General features: G+C 71.5%; 18 protein-coding genes. 11 read left to right on the top strand and 7 right to left on the bottom strand.

What is annotated here, in order from left to right:
• The first annotated feature begins 5 nt into the window (after positions 1-5).
• Genes ACFVYN_RS28570 through ACFVYN_RS28545 form a run of 6 tightly spaced genes read left to right on the top strand, consistent with a single transcriptional unit; the run spans position 6 to position 5,386 of the window.
• Positions 6-761 carry an SDR family NAD(P)-dependent oxidoreductase gene (locus ACFVYN_RS28570; RefSeq protein WP_390003344.1) on the top strand — a complete coding sequence of 252 codons (756 nt, stop codon included), beginning with the start codon at positions 6-8 and terminating at the stop codon, positions 759-761.
• A 1-nt stretch (position 762) separates the two neighbouring features.
• Positions 763-1,542 carry an enoyl-CoA hydratase/isomerase family protein gene (locus ACFVYN_RS28565; protein ID WP_390003341.1) on the top strand — a complete coding sequence of 260 codons (780 nt, stop codon included), beginning with the start codon at positions 763-765 and terminating at the stop codon, positions 1,540-1,542.
• 48 nt (positions 1,543-1,590) lie between these two features.
• Positions 1,591-2,745, top strand: a complete 1,155-nt coding sequence (locus ACFVYN_RS28560) for a CaiB/BaiF CoA transferase family protein (protein ID WP_390003338.1) — start codon at positions 1,591-1,593, stop codon at positions 2,743-2,745.
• A 23-nt stretch (positions 2,746-2,768) separates the two neighbouring features.
• A complete protein-coding gene (locus tag ACFVYN_RS28555) occupies positions 2,769-3,680 on the top strand; it encodes an SDR family NAD(P)-dependent oxidoreductase (protein ID WP_390003336.1) in 912 nt (303 codons plus the stop codon).
• Positions 3,677-4,198, top strand: a complete 522-nt coding sequence (locus tag ACFVYN_RS28550; protein ID WP_390003333.1) for a DoxX family protein — start codon at positions 3,677-3,679, stop codon at positions 4,196-4,198. The genes ACFVYN_RS28555 and ACFVYN_RS28550 overlap by 4 nt, the downstream gene beginning before the upstream one ends.
• A 30-nt stretch (positions 4,199-4,228) precedes the next feature.
• Positions 4,229-5,386: an acyl-CoA dehydrogenase family protein gene (locus tag ACFVYN_RS28545; protein ID WP_390003330.1), complete on the top strand. Its 1,158-nt coding sequence runs from the start codon at positions 4,229-4,231 to the stop codon at positions 5,384-5,386.
• Between the two features lie 57 nt (positions 5,387-5,443).
• Here the strand turns inward: ACFVYN_RS28545 and ACFVYN_RS28540 are convergent, their stop codons facing one another.
• Genes ACFVYN_RS28540 through ACFVYN_RS28510 form a run of 7 tightly spaced genes read right to left on the bottom strand, consistent with a single transcriptional unit; the run spans position 5,444 to position 12,422 of the window.
• Entirely contained in the window at positions 5,444-6,562 is a 1,119-nt protein-coding gene (locus ACFVYN_RS28540; protein WP_390003328.1) for an acyl-CoA dehydrogenase family protein, read from the bottom strand.
• Positions 6,559-7,806: an acyl-CoA dehydrogenase family protein gene (locus ACFVYN_RS28535; protein ID WP_390003325.1), complete on the bottom strand. Its 1,248-nt coding sequence runs from the start codon at positions 7,804-7,806 to the stop codon at positions 6,559-6,561. Before ACFVYN_RS28535 ends, ACFVYN_RS28540 begins: the two co-directional genes overlap by 4 nt.
• 43 nt (positions 7,807-7,849) lie before the next feature.
• A complete protein-coding gene (locus ACFVYN_RS28530; protein WP_390003323.1) occupies positions 7,850-8,998 on the bottom strand; it encodes a thiolase family protein in 1,149 nt (382 codons plus the stop codon).
• Positions 8,995-9,453, bottom strand: coding sequence for a Zn-ribbon domain-containing OB-fold protein (locus tag ACFVYN_RS28525; protein WP_390003321.1), 459 nt, complete (start codon positions 9,451-9,453; stop codon positions 8,995-8,997). The genes ACFVYN_RS28530 and ACFVYN_RS28525 overlap by 4 nt, the downstream gene beginning before the upstream one ends.
• Before the next feature lies 1 nt (position 9,454).
• Positions 9,455-10,366 (bottom strand): SDR family oxidoreductase, encoded by a 912-nt coding sequence (locus tag ACFVYN_RS28520; protein WP_390003319.1) that lies wholly within the window; start codon positions 10,364-10,366, stop codon positions 9,455-9,457.
• A gap of 23 nt (positions 10,367-10,389) precedes the next feature.
• Positions 10,390-11,100: a hypothetical protein gene (locus ACFVYN_RS28515; RefSeq protein ID WP_390003317.1), complete on the bottom strand. Its 711-nt coding sequence runs from the start codon at positions 11,098-11,100 to the stop codon at positions 10,390-10,392.
• Complete coding sequence (locus ACFVYN_RS28510; protein ID WP_390003315.1) at positions 11,100-12,422, bottom strand: phenylacetate--CoA ligase family protein; 1,323 nt, start codon at positions 12,420-12,422, stop codon at positions 11,100-11,102. Before ACFVYN_RS28510 ends, ACFVYN_RS28515 begins: the two co-directional genes overlap by 1 nt.
• A 161-nt stretch (positions 12,423-12,583) precedes the next feature.
• On the opposite strand from ACFVYN_RS28510, the gene ACFVYN_RS28505 reads away from it, so the two are divergent.
• The 5 genes from ACFVYN_RS28505 (at position 12,584) to ACFVYN_RS28485 (ending at position 18,995) form a co-directional block, all read left to right on the top strand.
• Positions 12,584-13,345, top strand: coding sequence for an electron transfer flavoprotein subunit beta/FixA family protein (locus ACFVYN_RS28505; RefSeq protein WP_390003424.1), 762 nt, complete (start codon positions 12,584-12,586; stop codon positions 13,343-13,345).
• Positions 13,346-13,415: 70 nt separating this feature from the next.
• Complete coding sequence (locus tag ACFVYN_RS28500) at positions 13,416-14,378, top strand: electron transfer flavoprotein subunit alpha/FixB family protein (RefSeq protein ID WP_390003312.1); 963 nt, start codon at positions 13,416-13,418, stop codon at positions 14,376-14,378.
• Between the two features lie 98 nt (positions 14,379-14,476).
• The gene (locus ACFVYN_RS28495) at positions 14,477-15,556 is read left to right on the top strand and encodes an amidohydrolase family protein (RefSeq protein ID WP_390003310.1); all 1,080 of its coding nucleotides are present in this window, start codon (positions 14,477-14,479) and stop codon (positions 15,554-15,556) included.
• A 23-nt stretch (positions 15,557-15,579) separates the two neighbouring features.
• A complete protein-coding gene (locus ACFVYN_RS28490) occupies positions 15,580-18,024 on the top strand; it encodes a GNAT family N-acetyltransferase (RefSeq protein WP_390003307.1) in 2,445 nt (814 codons plus the stop codon).
• Positions 18,021-18,995: an LLM class flavin-dependent oxidoreductase gene (locus tag ACFVYN_RS28485; protein WP_390003305.1), complete on the top strand. Its 975-nt coding sequence runs from the start codon at positions 18,021-18,023 to the stop codon at positions 18,993-18,995. Before ACFVYN_RS28490 ends, ACFVYN_RS28485 begins: the two co-directional genes overlap by 4 nt.
• The last annotated feature ends 5 nt before the right edge of the window (positions 18,996-19,000 follow it).

Genomic DNA, 19,000 nt, shown 5'->3' with positions numbered 1-19,000 from the left:
GGCGCGTGAGCGTACGGGACAAGGTGGCACTCGTCACCGGAGCGGGACGCGGTATCGGCGAGGCGATCGCCGACCGGCTCGCCGCCCAGGGGGCCGCGGTCGCCGTCTGCGACCTGGACGCGGAGGCCGCCACCAAGGTCGCGGGCCGGCTCGTCGAGCGGTACGGAGTGCGGGCGACGGGGGTCGGCGTGGACATCTCCGACAGCGCGGCCGTGCACGCGGCCGTGGAGCGGGTGACCGTCGACCTCGGTCCGGTGGACATCCTGGTCAACAACGCGGCCGTCGACGTCATCGGCCGCTTCGTCGACAGCACCGAGGACACCTGGAACCGGATCATCGACGTCAATCTGCGCGGCACCATCACGGTGACCCGGGTGGTGCTCGACTCGATGATCGAAAGCGGTGGCGGCCGGATCGTGCACATCGCCTCGGACGCCGGCCGCGTCGGCTCGTCCGGCGAGGTGGTGTACTCCGCGACGAAGGGCGGCGTCATCGCCTTCGGCAAGGCACTGGCCCGCGAGGTCGCCCGGCACGGCATCACCGTCAACAGCGTCTGCCCGGGACCGACCGAGACCGCGCTGCTCGGACAGGTCGCCGACTACAGCCAGAAGATGTACGACGCCACGGTGCGGGCCATCCCGCTGCGCCGCGTCGCCCAGCCCGCCGAGATCGCCGGTGTGGTGGCCTTCCTCGCGTCCGACGACGCCGCCTACATGACCGGGCAGACGCTCTCGGTCAGCGGCGGACTGACGATGGTCTGAGGTGAGCACCGTGCTGCGTGTCGAACTCCGCGACCGGATCGCCGTATTGACCCTCGACCGGCCGGGGCAGCTCAACGCCATCGGCACCGAGACCGTCGACCGGCTGACACAGGCCCTCGCCGACCTCCGCGACAACGACGACGTACGCGCCCTGGTCGTCACCGGTGCGGGACGGGCCTTCTCGGCCGGTGCCGACCTCGGTGAGATCGAGTCGTTCACGGCACCCGGGCAGTTCCGTGCCTTCGTGGGGCGCCTGACCGAGGCGTTCGCGCTCCTGGAGAACTTCCCCAAGCCGTCGGTCGCGGCCGTCCACGGGTTCGCCTTCGGCGGCGGTCTGGAGCTGGCCCTCGCCTGCGATCTGCGGGTGGCCGAGCGCGGCGCCCGGCTGGGCCTGCCCGAGATGAAGCTCGGCGTGCTGCCGGGCGCGGGCGGCACCCAGCGGCTGCCCCGCCTCCTGCCGCCGGCTATCGCCAAGCAGATGATCCTCACCGGCGAGCCGATCGACGCGGAGCGGGCCCACGCGCTCGGGCTCGTCAACGAACTCGCCGAGCCCGGCGGTGCGCTCAAGACCGCCGAAGCCCTGGCCGCGAAGCTGACCGCCGGGGCCCCGCTCGCGCTCGCGGCGGGCAAACGGCTCGTCGACTACGGCCTCGGCATGGACCTGGAGGCGGCGATCGCGTACGAGCGCGAGACCGTCGCGGTGCTGTTCTCCACCGAGGACCGGGCCGAGGGGCTCAAAGCCTTCCGGGAACGCCGACCGGGCGACTTCCGCGGCGTGTAGCAGGCGTACAGCAGGCGTACAAGCGCCCGATGATCTGGAGGTGGGCCCGTGCGGCCACTGGAGGGCTATTCCGTGGTCGAGCTGGGCATGTGGGTGGCGGCACCGGCCGCGGCCACCATGCTCGCCGACTGGGGCGCGGACGTGGTGAAGGTGGAGGCGCCGACCGGCGACCCCAACCGGTACACGCTCAAGCATGTCGGCCAGGACATCGACAGCGCTCCTCCGTTCGAGACCGACAACCGCGGCAAGCGCGGAATCGTCCTCGACCTGCGCTCCGAGGACGGCAAGGACGTACTGGAGCGGCTGTTGGAGCGAGCCGACGTATTCGTCACCAACCTGCGCCCTGGTGCTCTGGAGCGGCTGGGTCTCGGACCCGACGAGCTGCGGGCTCGCCACCCCCGCCTGGTCGTCGGCACGTTGACGGGCTACGGCTGGACAGGCGCCGAGCGCGACCGCGCGGGGTACGACGTCTCAGCGTTCTGGGCCCGGCCCGGCATCGCGGCCATGCTCAACCCCGCCGGGGAGCCGCCGCCCGGCATCCGGCCCGGCCTCGGCGACCGTACGGCCGCGGCCAACCTGGTCGCCGGGGTGCTGGCCGCGCTGCTGCGGCGCGAACGCACCGGCGAGGGCGGGGTGGTGGACGTGTCCCTGCTGCGGTCCGGGACGTACGCCAACGGAAACGACCTCGCGCTGCAGAACTTCTTCGGCAAGCGCGGCCGTACCCGCCACCGCACCGAGCACGAGTCACCGCTCTACAACTCCTACCGGGCCGCCGACGACCGCTGGTTCTGGCTGGTCGGCCTGGAGGGCAACCGGCACTGGCCCGGGGTCGTCAAGGCACTCGGCCGCGAGGACCTCGCGACGGACGAGCGCTTCGCGACCGGCAAGGCCCGGCGCGGCCACGTACGCGAACTGATCGCCGCGTTCGACGAGGAGTTCGCGAAGCGGCCGCTGGAGGAGTGGGCCGAGCGCTTCGACGCCGAGGGCGTGTGGTGGGCGCCCGTGCAGACCCTGGCGGAGGTGGCGGCCGATCCGCAGGCGGAGGCGGTAGGTGCCTTCGTCGAGCAACCCGGCATGGGTGAGGCGCCGCCCCTGCGCACGGTGGCGACTCCGGTCGCCTTCTGGGGCGTCGACGAGAAGCCGCGCGGCGGCGCTCCGACACTCGGCGAGCACACCGACGAAGTGCTCCGCGAACTCAACTGAACTCATCTATCTGGAGGTACGGCGTGGGCATCCTCGACGACAAGGTCGCCATCGTCACCGGCGGCGGCAGAGGGCTTGGCCGGGCGCACTGCCTGGCGCTCGCCGAAGCCGGCGCGACCGTGGTGGTGAACGACCTCGGCTCGGGCATACACGGCGAGCAGACCGGCGACTCCCCCGCCGACGAGGTCGTCGCCGAGATCACCAAGCTCGGCGGCCGAGCGCTCGCCAACCACTCCTCGGTGACCGACTGGGCGGCGACCGAGACCATGGTCGCGGACACCGTCGCGGAGTTCGGCCGCCTCGACATCGTGGTGAACAACGCGGGGATCGTGCGCGACCGCATGCTGTTCTCGATGACGGAGGCCGAGTTCGACACCGTCATCGCGGTGCACCTGAAGGGCACCTTCGCCCTCACCCGGCACGCCTGCGCGTACTGGCGTGAGGCGTCGAAGCGGGGCGAGCGGGTGACCGGCCGCGTGATCAACACGACGTCCGGGACCGGCTTGTTCGGCAACCAGGGCCAGTCCAACTACGGCGCCGCCAAGGCCGGGATCGCGGGCCTCACCGTCCTGACCGCTCTGGAGATGCGCCGCTACGGCGTGACCGCGAACGCCATCTCGCCGATCGCGGCCACCCGGATGACGGACGGGCTGGCCGTCGGCGAGTCCCTCCAGGCCGTCGAGGGCTTCGACCCGCGCGATCCCGCCAACGCCTCCGGTGTCGTCGTCTACCTGGCCTCCGACAGCGCGGCCTGGCTGACCGGCCAGGTCCTGCGCATCGAGGGCAACCGCCTCAACCGCCTGCAGGGCTGGACGGTCGCCGGCGTCCACCCCAGCCACTCCGGCCAGGCCCTCACCTACGACGAACTCGTCGACGCCGTACCGCAGTTGTATGGTGCTGTTCCCGCGGGCCGGGCGACGGGCGTCGGCCAGTGAAGAGCCACGACGCCGCCGCCCTCGTGCTGCGCGCGACCCTCGGCCCGATGCTCTTCGCGCACGGCTGGAACAAGGTTGCCGGACCGGGTGGGCTCAAGGGGACGACGGGCTGGTTCGAGGCACTGGGCCTCAAGCCTGCCGAGGTGCACGCCCGGATGGCGGCGGGCACCGAGATGGCCGCGGGCGTCGGTATCGCGCTCGGGGCGGCCAACCCGCTCCCCGCCGCGGTGGCCGTCGGCCTGATGACCGTGGCGGCCCGCACCGACCACCGCGGCAAGGGCTTCTTCGTCTTCAAGGGCGGCTGGGAGTACGCCGGTGTCGTGGGCGGCGCGGCCGTCGCACTGGCCGCGCTGGGCAACGGCCGGTACTCGCTCGACGGCCTGCTGCGCCGACAGGACGCGGGCGCCCGGCACGCCTTGCTGGCAGCCGGGGTCGGCACGGTGAGCGCGGCGGCGCTGCTCGCGCTGTGCTACCGGCCCGAGAAGAAGTCCGACGCGACAGATCAAACAGATCAATGAGACCGATGAGGGCAACAAGGGAGAGTCGACATGGACGCGGCTGACTTCAGCGCGGTGCTGTCCGAGGTCCGGCGTTTCGTCCGGGACCGCGTCGTGCCGCTCGAGGCGGAGATCGACGAGAAGGACGAGATGCCCGCGGACATCCGCGAGGCGGCCAAGAAGATGGGCCTGTTCGGCTTCGCGCTGCCCGAGGAGTACGGCGGGCTGGGGCTGTCGATGTACGAGGAGGCCCAGTTGATGTTCGAGCTGGGCTACACGACCCCGTCCCTGCGCTCGATGTTCGGCACGAACAACGGCATCGCGGGTCATGTCCTCATGGTCGGCGGTACGGAGGAGCAGAAGGCGCACTGGCTGCCGAGGATCGCCTCGGGTGACGTGCTGGCGTCGTTCGCGCTCACCGAGCCCGACGCGGGTTCCGACCCCTCGACGCTCACCACGAAGGCACACGGCGACGGCGACGAGTGGGTGATCAACGGCGCCAAGCGCTACATCACCAACGCCCCCCTCGCCGACGTCTTCATGGTCTTCGCCCGCACCGACCCCGACGCCCCGCGCACCCGCGGCATCTCCACCTTCCTGGTCCCGGCCGGCACCCCGGGGCTCACCGTGGCTCCCAAGGACCACAAGATGGGTCAGTTCGGCGCCTGGACCGCGGATGTGTTCTTCGACGACGTACGAGTCCCCGCATCCGCCCTCGTCGGCGGGGACGCCGGTCTCAACCGGGGCTTCTCCACCGCGATGGGCTGCATCGCCCACGGCCGCGTGCACATCTCCGCCCTGATGGTCGGCATGGCCGAGCGCCTGGTCGACGAGTCGGTCGCCTACGCGAGCACCCGCAAGCAGTCCGGGAAGCTCATCGGCTCCTTCCAGCTCGTCCAGGGCCTGATCGCCGACTCGCAGACCGACTACTACGCCGGACGCGCCACCGTCCTGGAGGCCGCTCGCGGCTTCGACGCCGGCACGGACACCAAGGTCGGCCCGTCCTGCACGAAGTACTTCGCCAGCGAGATGGTGTGGCGGGTCGCGGACCGCGCCGTGCAGATCCACGGCGGCGCCGGCTACATGCGCGGGGTCGCCGTCGAGCGCTTCTACCGCGACGCCCGGCTGTTCCGCATCTACGAGGGCACCAGCCAGGTCCAGCAGGTCATCATCGCGAAGGCACTGCTGGGCGATGCAGCGCGCGGCTGAAAAAGCCACATAGGTGAAGGCCCCGGTTCCCCGGGGCCTTCACCTATGTCGCGTCCGTCAGATCCCGAGCCGGTCCAGCAGCCGCTCGTGGTACACCGCCGGACCGCCGAACAGCAGCTGTGAGGACTTGGCCCGGCGGAAGTACAGGTGGGCCGGGTGTTCCCAGGTGAAGCCGATGCCGCCGTGGACCTGGATGTTTTCCATGGCGGCGGACATGTACGCCCGTGAGCAGCACGCGTGGGCCACGGCCGCGGCGACCGGGAACTCGTCCGAGCCCTCGTCGGCGAGCAGCGCGGCCTCCCGGCTCGCCGCCTCCGCCAACTCCACCTGGACGAGCATGTCGGCGCACTTGTGCTTGACCGCCTGGAAGGAGCCGATCGGCCGGCCGAACTGATGACGGACGCGGGCGTAGTCCGCACTCGTCTCCAGGCACCGGCGCGCCCCGCCCGACTGCTCGGCGGCCAGCCCGACGGAGGCGATGTCGAGGACCCTGGCCATGATGCGCCCGCCCGCCCCCTGCGTCCCGACGAGTGTCGCGGGAACGGCGTCGAACGTCATCCGGGCCATCGCCCGGGTGGCGTCCAGCGTCTCCATCGGTTCCGCCGCGAGTCCCACCGCGCCCCGCTCCACAGCGAACAGGGTGGGACCGGCGACGGTACGGGCGATCACGAGGATCAGGTCGGCCGTCGTACCGTCGATGACGAAGGACTTGCGGCCGCGTACCGTCCAGCCGCCGTTGTCGCCGTCCGGGACCGCGCGCGCCGAGACCATGGCGGGGTCCCAGGAGCCGTGGTCCTCGGCGACGGCGAGGGTGGCCGTGGTCCGTCCGGCCGCGATGCCGGGGAGGAAGCGTGAACAGGCGTTCCTGTCCCCCGAGGCCAGCAGGGCCTGGGACGCCAGGAGGACGGTGGCGAAGAAGGGGGCGCAGAACAGCGCTCGGCCCATCTCCTCCAGCACGACGCCGAGTTCGACGAGGCCGAAGCCGTCGCCGCCGTACTCCTCCGGGATCGCGAGGCCGGGCAGGCGCAGTTGGTCGGCCGCCTGGGACCACACCGCCGGGTCGAAGCGCGGCTCGCTCTCCATGAGCTTGCGTACGGCCTCCTCGGGCGACTTGGCGTCCATGAACTCCCGTACGGACGCCCGCAGTTCCCGCAGTTCGCTCTCGTCGGCGGTCACGGCCGTACCTCCTTGGCAGCGGCGGTCACCGGTTCCTTGGGCAGGCCGAGGACGCGTTCCGCGAGGATGTTCTTCATGATCTCCTCGGTGCCGCCGAGGATGCGCAACGCCGGGGTGGCCAGGAGCAGTTCGGTCCAGGCGTACGTGCCCCACTGGCCGGTGTCGGCGATGATCCGGGGGCCGAGCACGTCGGACACGAAGTGCGCGGCCCGGGTCAGGTTCTGGCCGTACATGAGCTTGGAGACGGACATCTCCGGGCCCGGTGCGACCCCGCCGCGCAGTTTGCGCAGGGCGCGGGCGTTGAGGTGCTCGGTGGCCAGGACGTCCACCAGGAGTTCCGCGAGACGGGCGCGCAGGGCGCGGTCGTCCCAGGTCCAGGTGGCGCGCATGAGCGCCGAGAGGTGGTCCGGGGACAGGGCGGCGCCCACCGGGCCGACCCCTTCGCTGCCGACGGTCGCGCGCTCGTTCATCAGGGTGGTCAGGGCGACGGTCCAGCCGCCGTCGACCTCGCCCAGGCGGTGGTCGTCCGGGATGCGGACATCGGTGAGGAAGACCTCGTTGAAGTCCGCGCCGCCGGTCATCTGCCGCAGCGGCCGCACCTCGACACCCGGGGTGTCCATGGGGACCAGGAAGGCGGTGATGCCGCGGTGCTTGGAAGCGTCCGGGTTCGTGCGGGTCAGGGCCAGGCCGATCTGGCTGTGCTGGGCGACCGACGTCCACACCTTCTGGCCGTTCAGCACCCAGCTGTCGCCCTCGCGGACGGCCCGGGTCGCCACGCTCGCCAGGTCGGATCCCGCGCCGGGCTCGCTGAACAGCTGGCAGGCGATGGCGTCCCCGCGGTACATCGCCGGCAGCCAGCGGTCCTTGATGTGGGGCTGGGCGTGCGCCAGGATCGTCGGCCCGATCATGCCCAGGCCGATCACACTGAGCACCCCGGTGTCGGCGACGTCGTACTCCGACTCGACGGCGTCGTAGAGCAGGTCGTGGACGGGGGTCAGGCCCCGGCCGCCGTACTCCACCGGTCCGGTGATCCAGCCGAAGCCGTTCTCGTAGCGGATCCGCTGCCACTCCCGGGCGCACTGCACGAACTCCCGTTCCTCGTCGGGCGGGAGGCTGCTGAAGTACGCCATCGAGTCGTCGCCCTCGCCCCAGGTGACGGCGGTGCGGTCGGGGGCCTTCGCCACGTGCGCGTCGAGGAAGCGGCGTGCCTCGGCGGCGAAGTCCTGCATGTCGTCGGATTCCATCGCGTTCGCTCCGCGGTCGGGGAGAGGTTCAGAGGGAGGGGGTTCAGGTCGAGAGGATCGTCACCGCCGACGCGCCGGGCGCGCCGTACAGGTGGGTGTAGCCGACGCGGGGCGTTCCCGGGATCTGGCGGGCGCCCGCCGAACCGCGCAGCTGGAGGACGATCTCGTGGATCTGGCGCAGCCCGGACGCGCCGATCGGTTCCCCGTTGCCGAGCAGTCCGCCGTCGGTGTTGACCGGGAGCCGGCCGCCGATCTCCGTGGCGCCCTCGGCGACGAGGCGTTCCTGCTCGCCGTCCTTGCAGAGGCCGTTCTCCGCCATGTGGATGATCTCCGACCCGGCGTCGGTGTCCTGGAGCTGGGCGACGTCGACGTCCTCGGGACCGATGCCCGCGCTTTCGTACGCGGCCCGGGAGGCGTCCACGCTCGGGCTGTCCACGGGCTCCCCGACCGGGAAGGACGGGCTCTGCACCTCGAACGCGCCGAGCCTGCGGCTGCGCAGGGCGGTGGAGCGGACCCGTACCGGCTTCCCCGTGTACTTGTGGGCCTGGTCCGCCCGGCACATCACGATCGCCGCGGCGCCCTCGTTCGGGCCGCAGTACATGAACTGGCGCAGCGGGTAGTTGAGGACCGGGGAGGCGAGGATCTCCTCGGGCGAGAGGGGCGTACGGCGCCAGGCCTTCTCGTTGCCGGCCGCGTTGCGGAAGTTCTTCGACGCGACGCGGGCGAGCGTCTCGTGGGAGATGCCGTGCTCGTGCATATAGCGGTTGATCTTCATGCCGAAGAAGTGCGTGGTGAGGAAGAGCCCCGTCTGTCCGTACCAGGAGGGGATGCCGGCCACCGACGGGTCGGCGGCGAACGCGCCGCGCGGGTGCTTGTCCAGGCCGATCGCGATGGTCAGGTCGTGCTCGCCGGTCTCGATGGCGCGGGCGGCCAGCGCCACCGCCGTACCGGCGGTGGCGCAGCCGTTGAAGACACCGCGCAGGGGTACGCCGGTCAGGCCGAGCCGGCCGACGATCGCGTCCGGGTTGGCGACCTCGTAGCTGCCGATGTAACCGCCCTGGATCTGCGGCCAGGTCACTCCCGCGTCGGTGAGCGCCAGCCGTACGGCGTCGGCGCCCATGTCCAGCGCCGGCTTGCCGGCGAACCGGCCGAAGGGGTGCAGGCCCACCCCGATGATGACGGCCTCGGTCATGACGCCTCCTGTTCGGCATGGGTGGACTCTTCGACCGGGGCGAACGCGAAGGTGACGACCTCGGTGCCGTCGTCCTCCACGGTGTAGGGCACGAGCGTCAGCCGCATGGTCTGCCCGATCCGCAGCTTCTCCGGGTCGGGTTCGGTGAGCCTGGCCTCGACCAGCAGCTCGCCGGGGAGCTCGATGTATCCGACCGCGTACGGCTCGAAGGCCTCGGGGCCGTCGTACGGCGGGGACGGCGGGCGGAAGTCCTGGGTCGTGTACGTCCACAGCGTGCCGCGGTCCGCCAGGAGCCGTTCCTTCGACTCCTCGCTCGTGCACCGGACACAGGTAACGGCCGACGGGAAGCTCACCAGGCCGCACACCCGGCACTCGGAGCCGATCAGCCGGAGGGGCGCGGCGGCTGGCGGCCAGGTGAACAGGCCCTCGGCGACCGGGCGTTGGGTCGTCGCCATCTCAGACCCCGTTCCGGTTGCCCAGGGCGTCGGCGTTCGGAGCCGCCTTGGCCACCAGGTTCGGGACGACGGAGGACAGCTCCTCCGGCGTCCAGCGGGTCTCGGCACCCGCGGTGGGGCCGTTGGCCCAGCCCTCCAGCACGGTGATCCGGTTGCCGACGACGCCGAACACCCGGCCGGTGACCTCGCGCGAGGCGGCCGAGCCCAGCCACACCACCAGCGGCGAGATGGCCTCCGGGGTCAGGTCCTGACGCTCGGCGGCCTTTTTCATCATCTCGATGTCCTCGGTAAGCCGGGTCAGCGCGGTGGGCGCGATGGCGTTCACCGTCACGCCGTAGCGGGCGAGTTCGGCGGCGGCGATGATCGTGAGGCTCGCGATGCCGGCCTTCGCTGAGCCGTAGTTGGACTGGCCGGGGTTGCCGAAGATGCCGGACGGGGACGTCGTGTTGATCACCCGGGCGTCGTTGCCGTGACCGGACTTGGCGCGCTCGCGCCAGTGCGCGGCCGCGTGGTGCAGGGTGGCGAAGCTGCCCTTGAGGTGGACGGCGATCACACTGTCCCAGTCCCGCTCGGTCATCGACACGATCATCCGGTCGCGCAGGATGCCGGCGTTGTTGACCAGCACGTCCAGGCCGCCGTAGGTGTCCACGGCCTGTTGGACGAGCCGGCCGGCGCCCTCCCAGGTGGAGATGTCGTCCGTGTTGGCCACCGCCTCGCCGCCGGCCGCGACGATCTCGTCGACCACGCTCTGGGCGGGCCCGGCCGAGCCGCCCCCGCCGTCCCGTCCGCCGCCCAGGTCGTTGACGACGACCTTGGCCCCGTGTGCGGCGAACGCCAGGGCGTGTGCCCGGCCGATCCCGTTGCCGGCGCCGGTGACGACCGCGATCCGGCCTTCGACCACTCCTTCAGACATGCTCAATTCCTCCATCGGATAGGTCAGTTGGCCTCGGCGAGCAGGACTCGCGGGTTGTCGTTGCCGCAGCCGCACCGGCCCGCGACGACGCGTCCGGTGATGCCGAGCGGTGTCTCGGGCAGGGACGAGGTGCGCCCTTCCGCCGCCGCCACGGTCAGCTGTCCGTCCCGCTCGCCGAACCGCCATTCGGCGGCGTTGACATGTGCGCCGCTGCGCTCGGGGCACTCCAGCGCGAGAGCCGGTCCCACCGCAGAGATCACGGAGGCGGTCACCCCCACTGCCCGCAGGACCGGTACGGCGGTGGGCCGGGCCAGCACCACGGGCGTGGAGCGGAACATCTCGCCGATGTCGGTCGTGCCGGCGAGCCCCTCCAGCGTCTGGGCCGACAGGCCGATGACCGCGTGCGGGGTCAGTTCGCGGTGGAAGACCGCGGTGCGGCGGTGGTCCCAGCCCATCGCCTCGGCGATGCCGTACGGCACCTTCAGCGTGCGCAGGGCGCCGATCACCGCGCGTCCCCAGAAGCCCTCGAAGCCGGAGGCGGTCAGCAGGGCCCGCTGGCCGGCGGCGAGGCCGTGCTCCCTCAGCCGTGCGGTGGCCCACTCGGTGTCGCGGGCGAGTTCCGCCCAGGTCAGCTCCAGGTCCCGGACGCCGTCGGCGGTGGGGAAGCGCATGAGGTAGGCGAGTTCGGGGCGGTCGAGCGTCCTGGCCCGGGCCAAGGTGTCGGCGCGGGCCATCAGGTCTTCACCACCCGGGGGAACTTGGCGACGCTGGTCATGGTCTTCAACAGGTCCTCCTCGGTGCGCATGTCGAGCACCGGCTTGACTCCGGTCCGCTCGCGCACGGCCTCGCTCAGGCGTCCGGCCAGGGCGTCGACGTCGCCGGTCAGGTGGGGGTCGTAGCCGACACGCAGCCGCAGTTCCTCGACCTCGCGCCGGTCCCGGACGATCTGGAAGACGCCCGCGACGGTCTCCGGCTGGTCCTCGACCGCCTGCCAGACGTCCCGCAGGACGACGGAGCGTCCCTGGACCACCGTCTCGTCGCCGCGCCGCCCGGCCACCCACATACGGGCGTGGGTGCGGCCGCAGCCGCAGGTGTCGCGGGAGAGGCGGACGAGGTCCTCGCTGCGGTAGCGGATCAGCGGTGCGGCCCGGTTGTCCAGGTCGGTGGCGACCAGTTCGCCCAGGTCGCTCTCGGGGACGTCGCGCCACCCGTGGTCGTCGACCTCGACGCACTCGGCGAACACGGTGTCCTCCCACAGGTGGAAGCCGTCGTGCTCGCGGCACTCCCAGGCGGTGCCGGTGTCGGCGGCGCTGGTGTACTCGTAGACGTCGATGCCCCAGTCGTCGCGGATCCGCTCCTTCATCTTCCGGCTGAGGGGCTGGCCGGCGCAGGAGGCGCCCTTGAGGGAGGAGAAGGCCTCCCTCAGGTCGGTCTTCTCGGCCAGGTGCTCCAGCTCCACCATCTGCGGGTACATCATCTGCAGGTAGGCGGGGCGGTAGGTGCGCAGGGCCTCGACGACGCCGGGCATGTTGCCCATCCAGGTGTCGACCTCGATGACCACCGCGCCCAGTGCCTGGAAGCCGGCGTCCATGAAGTTGCGGAAGGTGCCGGGCGGGCTCAGGACCCGGTCGCCGGGCCTGAGGCCCAGTTCCCACAGGTCCCGTACCTGTGCGGTCACCAGCGGTGGGGCGTCCTGCCAGATCTCGGCGAAGAACTCCGGGTCGCCGGTGGTTCCGGAACTGGAGGAGACCGAGGTCAGCTCCTGGACCGGGACGCAGAGCAGACCGGCGAAGGGGTCGCCGGTGCGGCTGCGGTAGGCGCGGATCATGTCCTTGGTGATGAAGGGGACGCGTGCCCGGAAGTCCTCCAGGGACTGGATGTCACGCGGGTGGACCCCGTGCTCGTCCCACAGCTCCCGGTAGAAGGCCGAGTTGGCGTAGGCGTACTCCACGAGCTCCAGGAGCTGTTTCTCCTGCCGCGCGCGCAGTTCCTCGCGCGGCATGGTCTCCACCTGGGGCTCGAAGTACCTGTCAGCGGTGTCCCTGTCACCGACCATGGCGCCTCCTCGCGGCTCAGTGCCCAGATCTTCCAGCTATCAGCGCAATCAGTCAACCAATTCGACGGATTCGACGCGAGACTCGCGTTCCACCGATCTATATAGTTAACTATTAGAACTCATTGAACCACAGGAGGGCTGTCGTGAAGATCGTTGTCTGCGTGAAGCACGTCCCCGACGCCACGGCGGACCGCACCTTCACCGAGGCCGGCACCACCGACCGCGCGTCGGTCGACTCGCTGCTGTCCGAACTGGACGAATACGCCGTCGAGCAGGCGCTGCGCCTGGCCGAGTCGGACCCCGACGCCGAGATCAGCTATCTCACCGTCGGACCCGACGACGCGCGCGACGCCCTGCGCAAGGCACTGGCCATGGGCGGTGACGCGGCGATCCATGTGAGCGACGAGGACATCGAGGGCAGCGACGCGTTCGGCACGTCGCTGGTGCTGGCCAAGGCGATCGAGTGGCACGGCTTCGATCTCGTGCTGTGCGGGATGGCCTCGACGGACGGCACCATGGGCGTACTGCCCGCGTTGCTGGCCGAGAGGCTCGACGTGCCGGCCGTGACCCACCTCGAAGACCTCGCGATCGAGGACGGAACCGTCACCGGGCGCCGCGAGGGCGACGGCGCCACCGTACGGATCCAGGGCGCCCTGCCCGCCGTCGTCTCGGTGACCGACCGCTCCGGGGACGCCCGCTACCCCTCCTTCAAGGGGATCATGGCCGCCAAGAAGAAGCCGCTGGAGACCCTGGACCTCGCCGACCTCGGCATCGAGGCCGCACAGGTCGGGTCGGCCGGGGCGCGAACGGCCGTGGACACCGCGACCCGGCGCCCGCCGCGCACCAAGGGTGAGATCGTCGCCGACGAGGGGACGGGCGGCATCGGACTGGCCGCGTTCCTCACCGCCAAGAAGTTCATCTGACCGCGTTCCGCGCGCCCCGAAGCCGACCGCGCCCCGCCCTGAAATACCTGCCCGAAGGAGTTGCATCACCGTGGCCGAGATCCTCGTCCTCGTCGACCACGTCGACGGTGCCGTACGCAAGCCGACCCTCGAACTGCTCACCCTGGCCCGCCGCCTGGGCGACCCCTCGGCCGTCTTCCTCGGGCCGGGCGCGGACACCGCGACCGAGACCCTCGGCCGGTACGGCGCCCAGAAGATCTACGTCGTGGACGCCCCGGAGGTCGACGAGTACCTCGTCACCCCGGCCGTGGACGCCCTCACGCAGATCGCCGAGCGCACCGGTCCGGCCGCGATCCTGGTGCCGTCCGGGCCGGACGGCAAGGAGATCGCCGCGCGGGTCGCCCTGCGGCTCGAGTCCGGGCTCATCACCGACGCCGTCGATGTCACCGCTGGACCCGAAGGACCGGTCACCGAGCAGTCGGCGTTCGCCGCGACCTACCAGGTCACCGCGCACGTCACCCAGGGCGTGCCGGTGATCACGGTCAAGCCGAACGCCGCCGCCCCCGAGGCCGCCCCCGCCGAACCCGTCGTCGAGAAGCAGGACGTCACCTTCGGCCCGGCCTCGCACGCCGTGCGGGTCCTGTCCCGCACACCGCGGGAGCGCGGCGACCGGCCCGAACTCACGGAGGCCGACCTCGTCGTCTCCGGCGGTCGCGGGGTGAACGGGGCCGAGAACTTCGCCCTCATCGAGCGGGTCGCCGACGCACTCGGTGCGGCGGTCGGGGCCTCCCGCGCGGCCGTGGACGCGGGCTGGTACCCGCACAGCCACCAGGTCGGCCAGACCGGCACCCAGGTCTCCCCGCAGCTCTACCTCGCGGCCGGCATCTCCGGCGCGATCCAGCACCGGGCGGGCATGCAGACGTCCAAGACCATCGTCGCCGTCAACAAGGACGCCGACGCACCGATCTTCGAGCTCGCCGACCACGGCGTGGTCGGGGACCTCTTCGCGGTGCTGCCGCAGCTGGCGGAGGAGATCGAGCGGCGCCGGAGCTGATCTCTCATCGGCCCGGCCTTCCCTTCGGCCATCCATACAACTAAAATCGCTAACTGATTACATCCATTGAGCTTGCAGCCCTGACCCGAAGGAGCGTCATGACGAAGATCTGGGTCAACTCCGGGGACTCCCATGTGATGGAACCCGCCGACGTGTGGACCGAGCGGATGTCCGCGCGGCTGGGCGCGCGGGCGCCGCGCAGTGAGCGCGGCGAGAAGTACGAGATGCTCTACATCGACGGCGAGCGCATCGACCGCCAGCTCGGCGACTTCATGGACGCGATGCGCCCGCCGGGCGCCTGGGACCTGAACGTCCGGCTCAAGGACCTCGACCAGGAGGGCGTGTGGGGCCAACTGGCCTTCCCCTCCATGGGGTTCTGGCTCGTGTCGATCACCGACCGGGAGCTCGCCCGGGAGACGGTACGGGCCTGGAACGACTGGGCCCACGACGAGATCCTCAGCAAGAACAAGCGCGTCATCACCACGGCGTGCGTCTCGACGGCCGACATCGACGACGCGGTCGCCGAGGTCGAACGGGTGGCGGAAATGGGCTTCCAGGCCGTCTTCCTGCCGTGTTCGACGCGACCGGGCGAGGAATACGCCCTGGACCGCTGGGAGCCGCTGTGGACCGCGGTCGAGCGGGCGGGGCTTGTGCTCGGCTTCCACATCGGCACCGGCGCCCAGAACGTCGTCTTCCGCGGACCCGGCGGCGCGGTCGTCAACTACATGGAGACGACCTACCCCGGCATGCGCGTGGTGTCCCACATGGTCGCCGGCGGCGCTCTGGACCGCCACCCCGACCTGAGGATCCTCATCGCGGAGGGCGGCGCGGGATGGATGCCGGCCATCGGCGACCGGATGGACGAGGCCTACCGCCAGCACGGCATGTTCGTCCGGCCGAAGCTGAGCCGGCTGCCCAGCGAGATCATCAGGCAGCAGGTGTACGCCTCCTTCCAGCACGACAAGAGCTCGGTGGAGATCGTCGAGTCGACCGGCTACCGCAACGTGATGTGGGGCGACGACTACCCCCACCTGGAAGGCACCTACGGCCACACCCAGTCCACGCTCCACGACCTGTTCGACGGCGTGTCGGACGACATCCGTGAGCGCGTCACGCGCGGCACCTTCAACGAGCTCTTCCGCCTGCCGGAGCAGACTCCCCAGGAAGCGGCCGTCTGAGCGGCGCCGACGGAACCACTGCGGTGACCACTCCCCCGTACCCCTCGTATCCCTCGTACCCCTCGTATCCCTCGTATCCCGAGGACCTGGAACGGCCCGGGCTCGTCAGGACCGGGCGGTCGACCTTCGTCCGGCCCATCCGGCCGGAGGACGCCGACCGCCTGGTCGCCTTCGTCGGCACCCTGTCCCGGGCCACCCTCGCCTATCGCTCCCTCGGCCCGGTGGTCCGCGCCCGCGACGACGTCATCCGGCGCGGCGCCCACGTGGACTACCTCAACGAGCTGGCGCTCGTCGCCCTGGCCGGCGACGAGATCGCCGGCCTGGTGCGCTACGTCCGCGACCCGGAGGAACCGGAACACGCCGAGGTCACGTTCACCATCCGGGACGACCACCAGAGCGAGGGGTTCGGCAGGCTGCTCCTGGAGCACATCGCCGGCGCCGCGCGAGCCCGGGGCATCCGGGTGCTGGAGGCGGACGTCCTCGCCGACAACGCCCGGATGATCAACGTGTTCCTCGGCTCCGGCTACCGGATCGAGGCCGGTCCGCCCGGCCAGGTCATCCACTTCGAGATCGCCGTCGATCCCCAGGCCCAGGCCGTGGCGCGGGCCGAGCGCCGCGAGCAGACGGCCGTACGACGCTCGCTCAAGCCCCTGCTCGAACCGCGCTCGGTCGCCGTGATCGGCGCCAACCGCGACCCGCTGACGATCGGCCACGAGATCGTCGCCAACCTGCTGCGGGGCGGCTTCGCCGGCAGCGTCTTCCCCGTCAACCCGCGGGCCGACCGGATCGCCGGAGTGCGGGCGTACGCAAGCCTGCGGGACCTGCCCGAGCCGCCGGACCTGGCGCTGGTGGCCGTACGGGCCGAGGCCGTACCCGGCGTCGTACGGGAGTGCGCGGACGTCGGCGTCAAGGCGGTGGTCGTCGTCTCGACGGGCTTCGGGGAGACGGGCGTCGACGGACGAGCCACCGAGCTGGAGCTGGCCCGCTTCGCCCGTGCCTCCGGAATGCGGCTGGTGGGCCCGAACTGTATGGGCGTGGTCAACACGACCCCCGCGGCGCGACTGGCCGCGACCTTCTCGCCCGCGTTGCCGACGCCCGGCCGGGTCGCGATGTCCAGCCAGTCCGGACCGCTCGGACTCGCGGTGCTCGACTTCGCCCGGCGGCTGCGGCTCGGCTTCTCCGGCTTCGTGTCGGTGGGCCACGCCGTCGACGTGTCCACGAACGACCTGCTCCAGTGGTGGGAGGAGGACCCGGGGACATCGGTGATCCTGTTGCACGTCGAGACCTTCGGCAATCCGCGCCGGTTCGCCCGCGTCGCGCGCCGGATCGCGCCGCGCAAACCGATCGTCGCCGTCCACCCGGGGCACGCCGACTCCGCGGTGAGCTCACTGTTCGCCCAGTCCGGCGTGATCCGCACCCGCAGCCTGCAAGAGCTGTTCGACGTGGCCCTGCTGCTCGCCCACCAGCCTCCCCCGCCCGGCAACCGGGTCGCCGTGATCACCAACGCGGGCGGCCCGGCGGCGCTGACGGTCGGCGCGTGCGAGGCGAGCGGTCTGTGCGTGCCCGCGCTCGGTGAGCACACCCGGCAGACACTGCGTACGGCCCTGGCGCCGCGCGCCGACGTCGCCAACCCGGTCGACCTGACCCCGATGGCCACCGCCGCGCACTACCGGCAGGCCCTGGACGCCGTCCTGGCCGACGACGGCATCGACGCGGCCATCGTGCTGTTCATGCCGCCGCTCGCGGACAAGCCCGACGAGGTGGCGTCGGCGATCCTCGACGCGGCCGCGGCCCGGCCCGACAAACCCGTGCTGGCCAGTTTCCTGGGTGGTGCCGGCGTCGCCGATCTCCTGCACCGGGGCGACCTGGTGGTACCGACGTACACGTTCCCCGAGGCCGCGGCCACCTCGCTCGGACACGCTGCGGCCTACCAGACCTGGCGCAGCACCCCCGCGGGCGTCGTACCCGACCTCGCGGGAGTCGACGCCGAGCGGGGCCGGGCGCTGATCGCCACCTGTGCCCGCGGGCCGCTCCCGGCAGCGGTCGCCGCCGAGCTGCTCGCCTCGTACGGGATCGCCGTACGCGGGGGCGAACCGGGCCCCGGACCCGACGCGTTCCTCACCGTCCGAGCCGACCCGGTCTTCGGCCCGGTGGTCGCCTTCGGCCTCACCGGGGATTACGCCGACCTCATGGCGGACGTCGCCCACCGCGTCACCCCCCTCAGCGACCGCGACGCCCGCGAGATGGTCCGCTCGCTGCGGGCGACTCCCCTGCTGGAGAAACAGGGGGTGGACTTCGGTGCCCTTGAGGAGACCGTCCTGAGGCTCTCGGCGATGGTCGAGGACCTGCCCGAGATCGAGGCGCTGGAACTGCGCCCCGTACGACTGCTGCCGGCCGGGGACGGAGTCGCCGTCTCACACGCGACGATCCGGCTGGCGGACAACACAACAGGAGGCGCTCCGGCATGAAGGTGGGCATCTACTTCGACCTGCGCAACCCCCCGCCGTGGCAGCAGAGTTGGTCGCGGGTCTACGGCTTCGCCCTGGAGATGTGCGAGGAGGCCGACCGGCTCGGCCTCGACTCGGTGTGGTTCTCGGAACACCACGGTTTCGAGGACGGCTATCTCCCCCAGCCGCTCACCATGGCCGCCGCGGCCGCCGCCCGCACCCGCCACGTCCGTCTGGGCACGGCGGTCATTCCCGCCCCGCTGCACGCGGCCCCCGAGCTCGCCGAGCAGGCGGCGCTCGTGGACATCATCAGCGACGGCCGCCTGGACCTCGGACTCGGCACCGGCTACCGGGTGCCCGAGTACCGGCTGTACGGCGCCGACCTCACCAAGCGCTACACCACCACCGATCAGCGGGTACGGGAGATCCGCGGCCTGTGGGCCGAATCCCTGGTCACCCCGGGCCCGGTCCAGGATCCGCTGCCGATCTGGCTCGGCTACCAGGGCCCGCAGGGCGCCCGCCGGGCCGGCCGGCTCGGTACGGGGCTGCTGTCGCTCAATCCGGCGCTGCTGACGCCGTACCGGGAGGGGCTCGCCGAGAGCGGGTACGACGTGGCGGCGGGCCGTATGCAGGGCTCCTTCACGACGTTCGTCACCGAGGACCCCGAGGGCGACTGGCCCGTGGTCCGCAAGCACCTGGCGTACCAGTGGGACAGCTACCGCCGGTACATGGTGGAGGGCACCGACCAGCCGCTCCCCCGCCCCATCGACCCCGAGAAGTGGCGGGAGACGGGGCTGAGCGCGACAGGTGTCGGCCAGTTCCTCTACGGCACCCCACAGAACGTCGCCGACGCGATCAGGGCGTACGTGGCAGGGTTGCCGGTGGAGGGCGTGTTCCTGTGGGCCTCGCTGGCCGGGATGCCCGAGGAGATGGTGGCCCGGCAGGTCCAGCTGATCGCCGGGAAGCTGCGTCCGCTGCTTGCCGATGTCTGACACGC

Origin of the sequence: Streptomyces sp. NPDC058307, assembly GCF_042880295.1 — a bacterium.
In the GTDB taxonomy this organism is placed as follows: domain Bacteria; phylum Actinomycetota; class Actinomycetes; order Streptomycetales; family Streptomycetaceae; genus Streptomyces.
This window is presented reverse-complemented; position numbering and strand designations above follow the sequence as displayed.

Coding starts and splice junctions, on each gene's coding strand:
- ACFVYN_RS28545 (WP_390003330.1), top strand. CDS start 4,229: ATGGACGCGGCTGACTTCAGCGCGGTGCTGTCCGAGGTCCGGCGTTTC.
- ACFVYN_RS28535 (WP_390003325.1), bottom strand. CDS start 7,806: ATGGAATCCGACGACATGCAGGACTTCGCCGCCGAGGCACGCCGCTTC.
- ACFVYN_RS28530 (WP_390003323.1), bottom strand. CDS start 8,998: ATGACCGAGGCCGTCATCATCGGGGTGGGCCTGCACCCCTTCGGCCGG.
- ACFVYN_RS28525 (WP_390003321.1), bottom strand. CDS start 9,453: ATGGCGACGACCCAACGCCCGGTCGCCGAGGGCCTGTTCACCTGGCCG.
- ACFVYN_RS28520 (WP_390003319.1), bottom strand. CDS start 10,366: ATGTCTGAAGGAGTGGTCGAAGGCCGGATCGCGGTCGTCACCGGCGCC.
- ACFVYN_RS28515 (WP_390003317.1), bottom strand. CDS start 11,100: ATGGCCCGCGCCGACACCTTGGCCCGGGCCAGGACGCTCGACCGCCCC.
- ACFVYN_RS28510 (WP_390003315.1), bottom strand. CDS start 12,422: ATGGTCGGTGACAGGGACACCGCTGACAGGTACTTCGAGCCCCAGGTG.
- ACFVYN_RS28495 (WP_390003310.1), top strand. CDS start 14,477: ATGACGAAGATCTGGGTCAACTCCGGGGACTCCCATGTGATGGAACCC.
- ACFVYN_RS28485 (WP_390003305.1), top strand. CDS start 18,021: ATGAAGGTGGGCATCTACTTCGACCTGCGCAACCCCCCGCCGTGGCAG.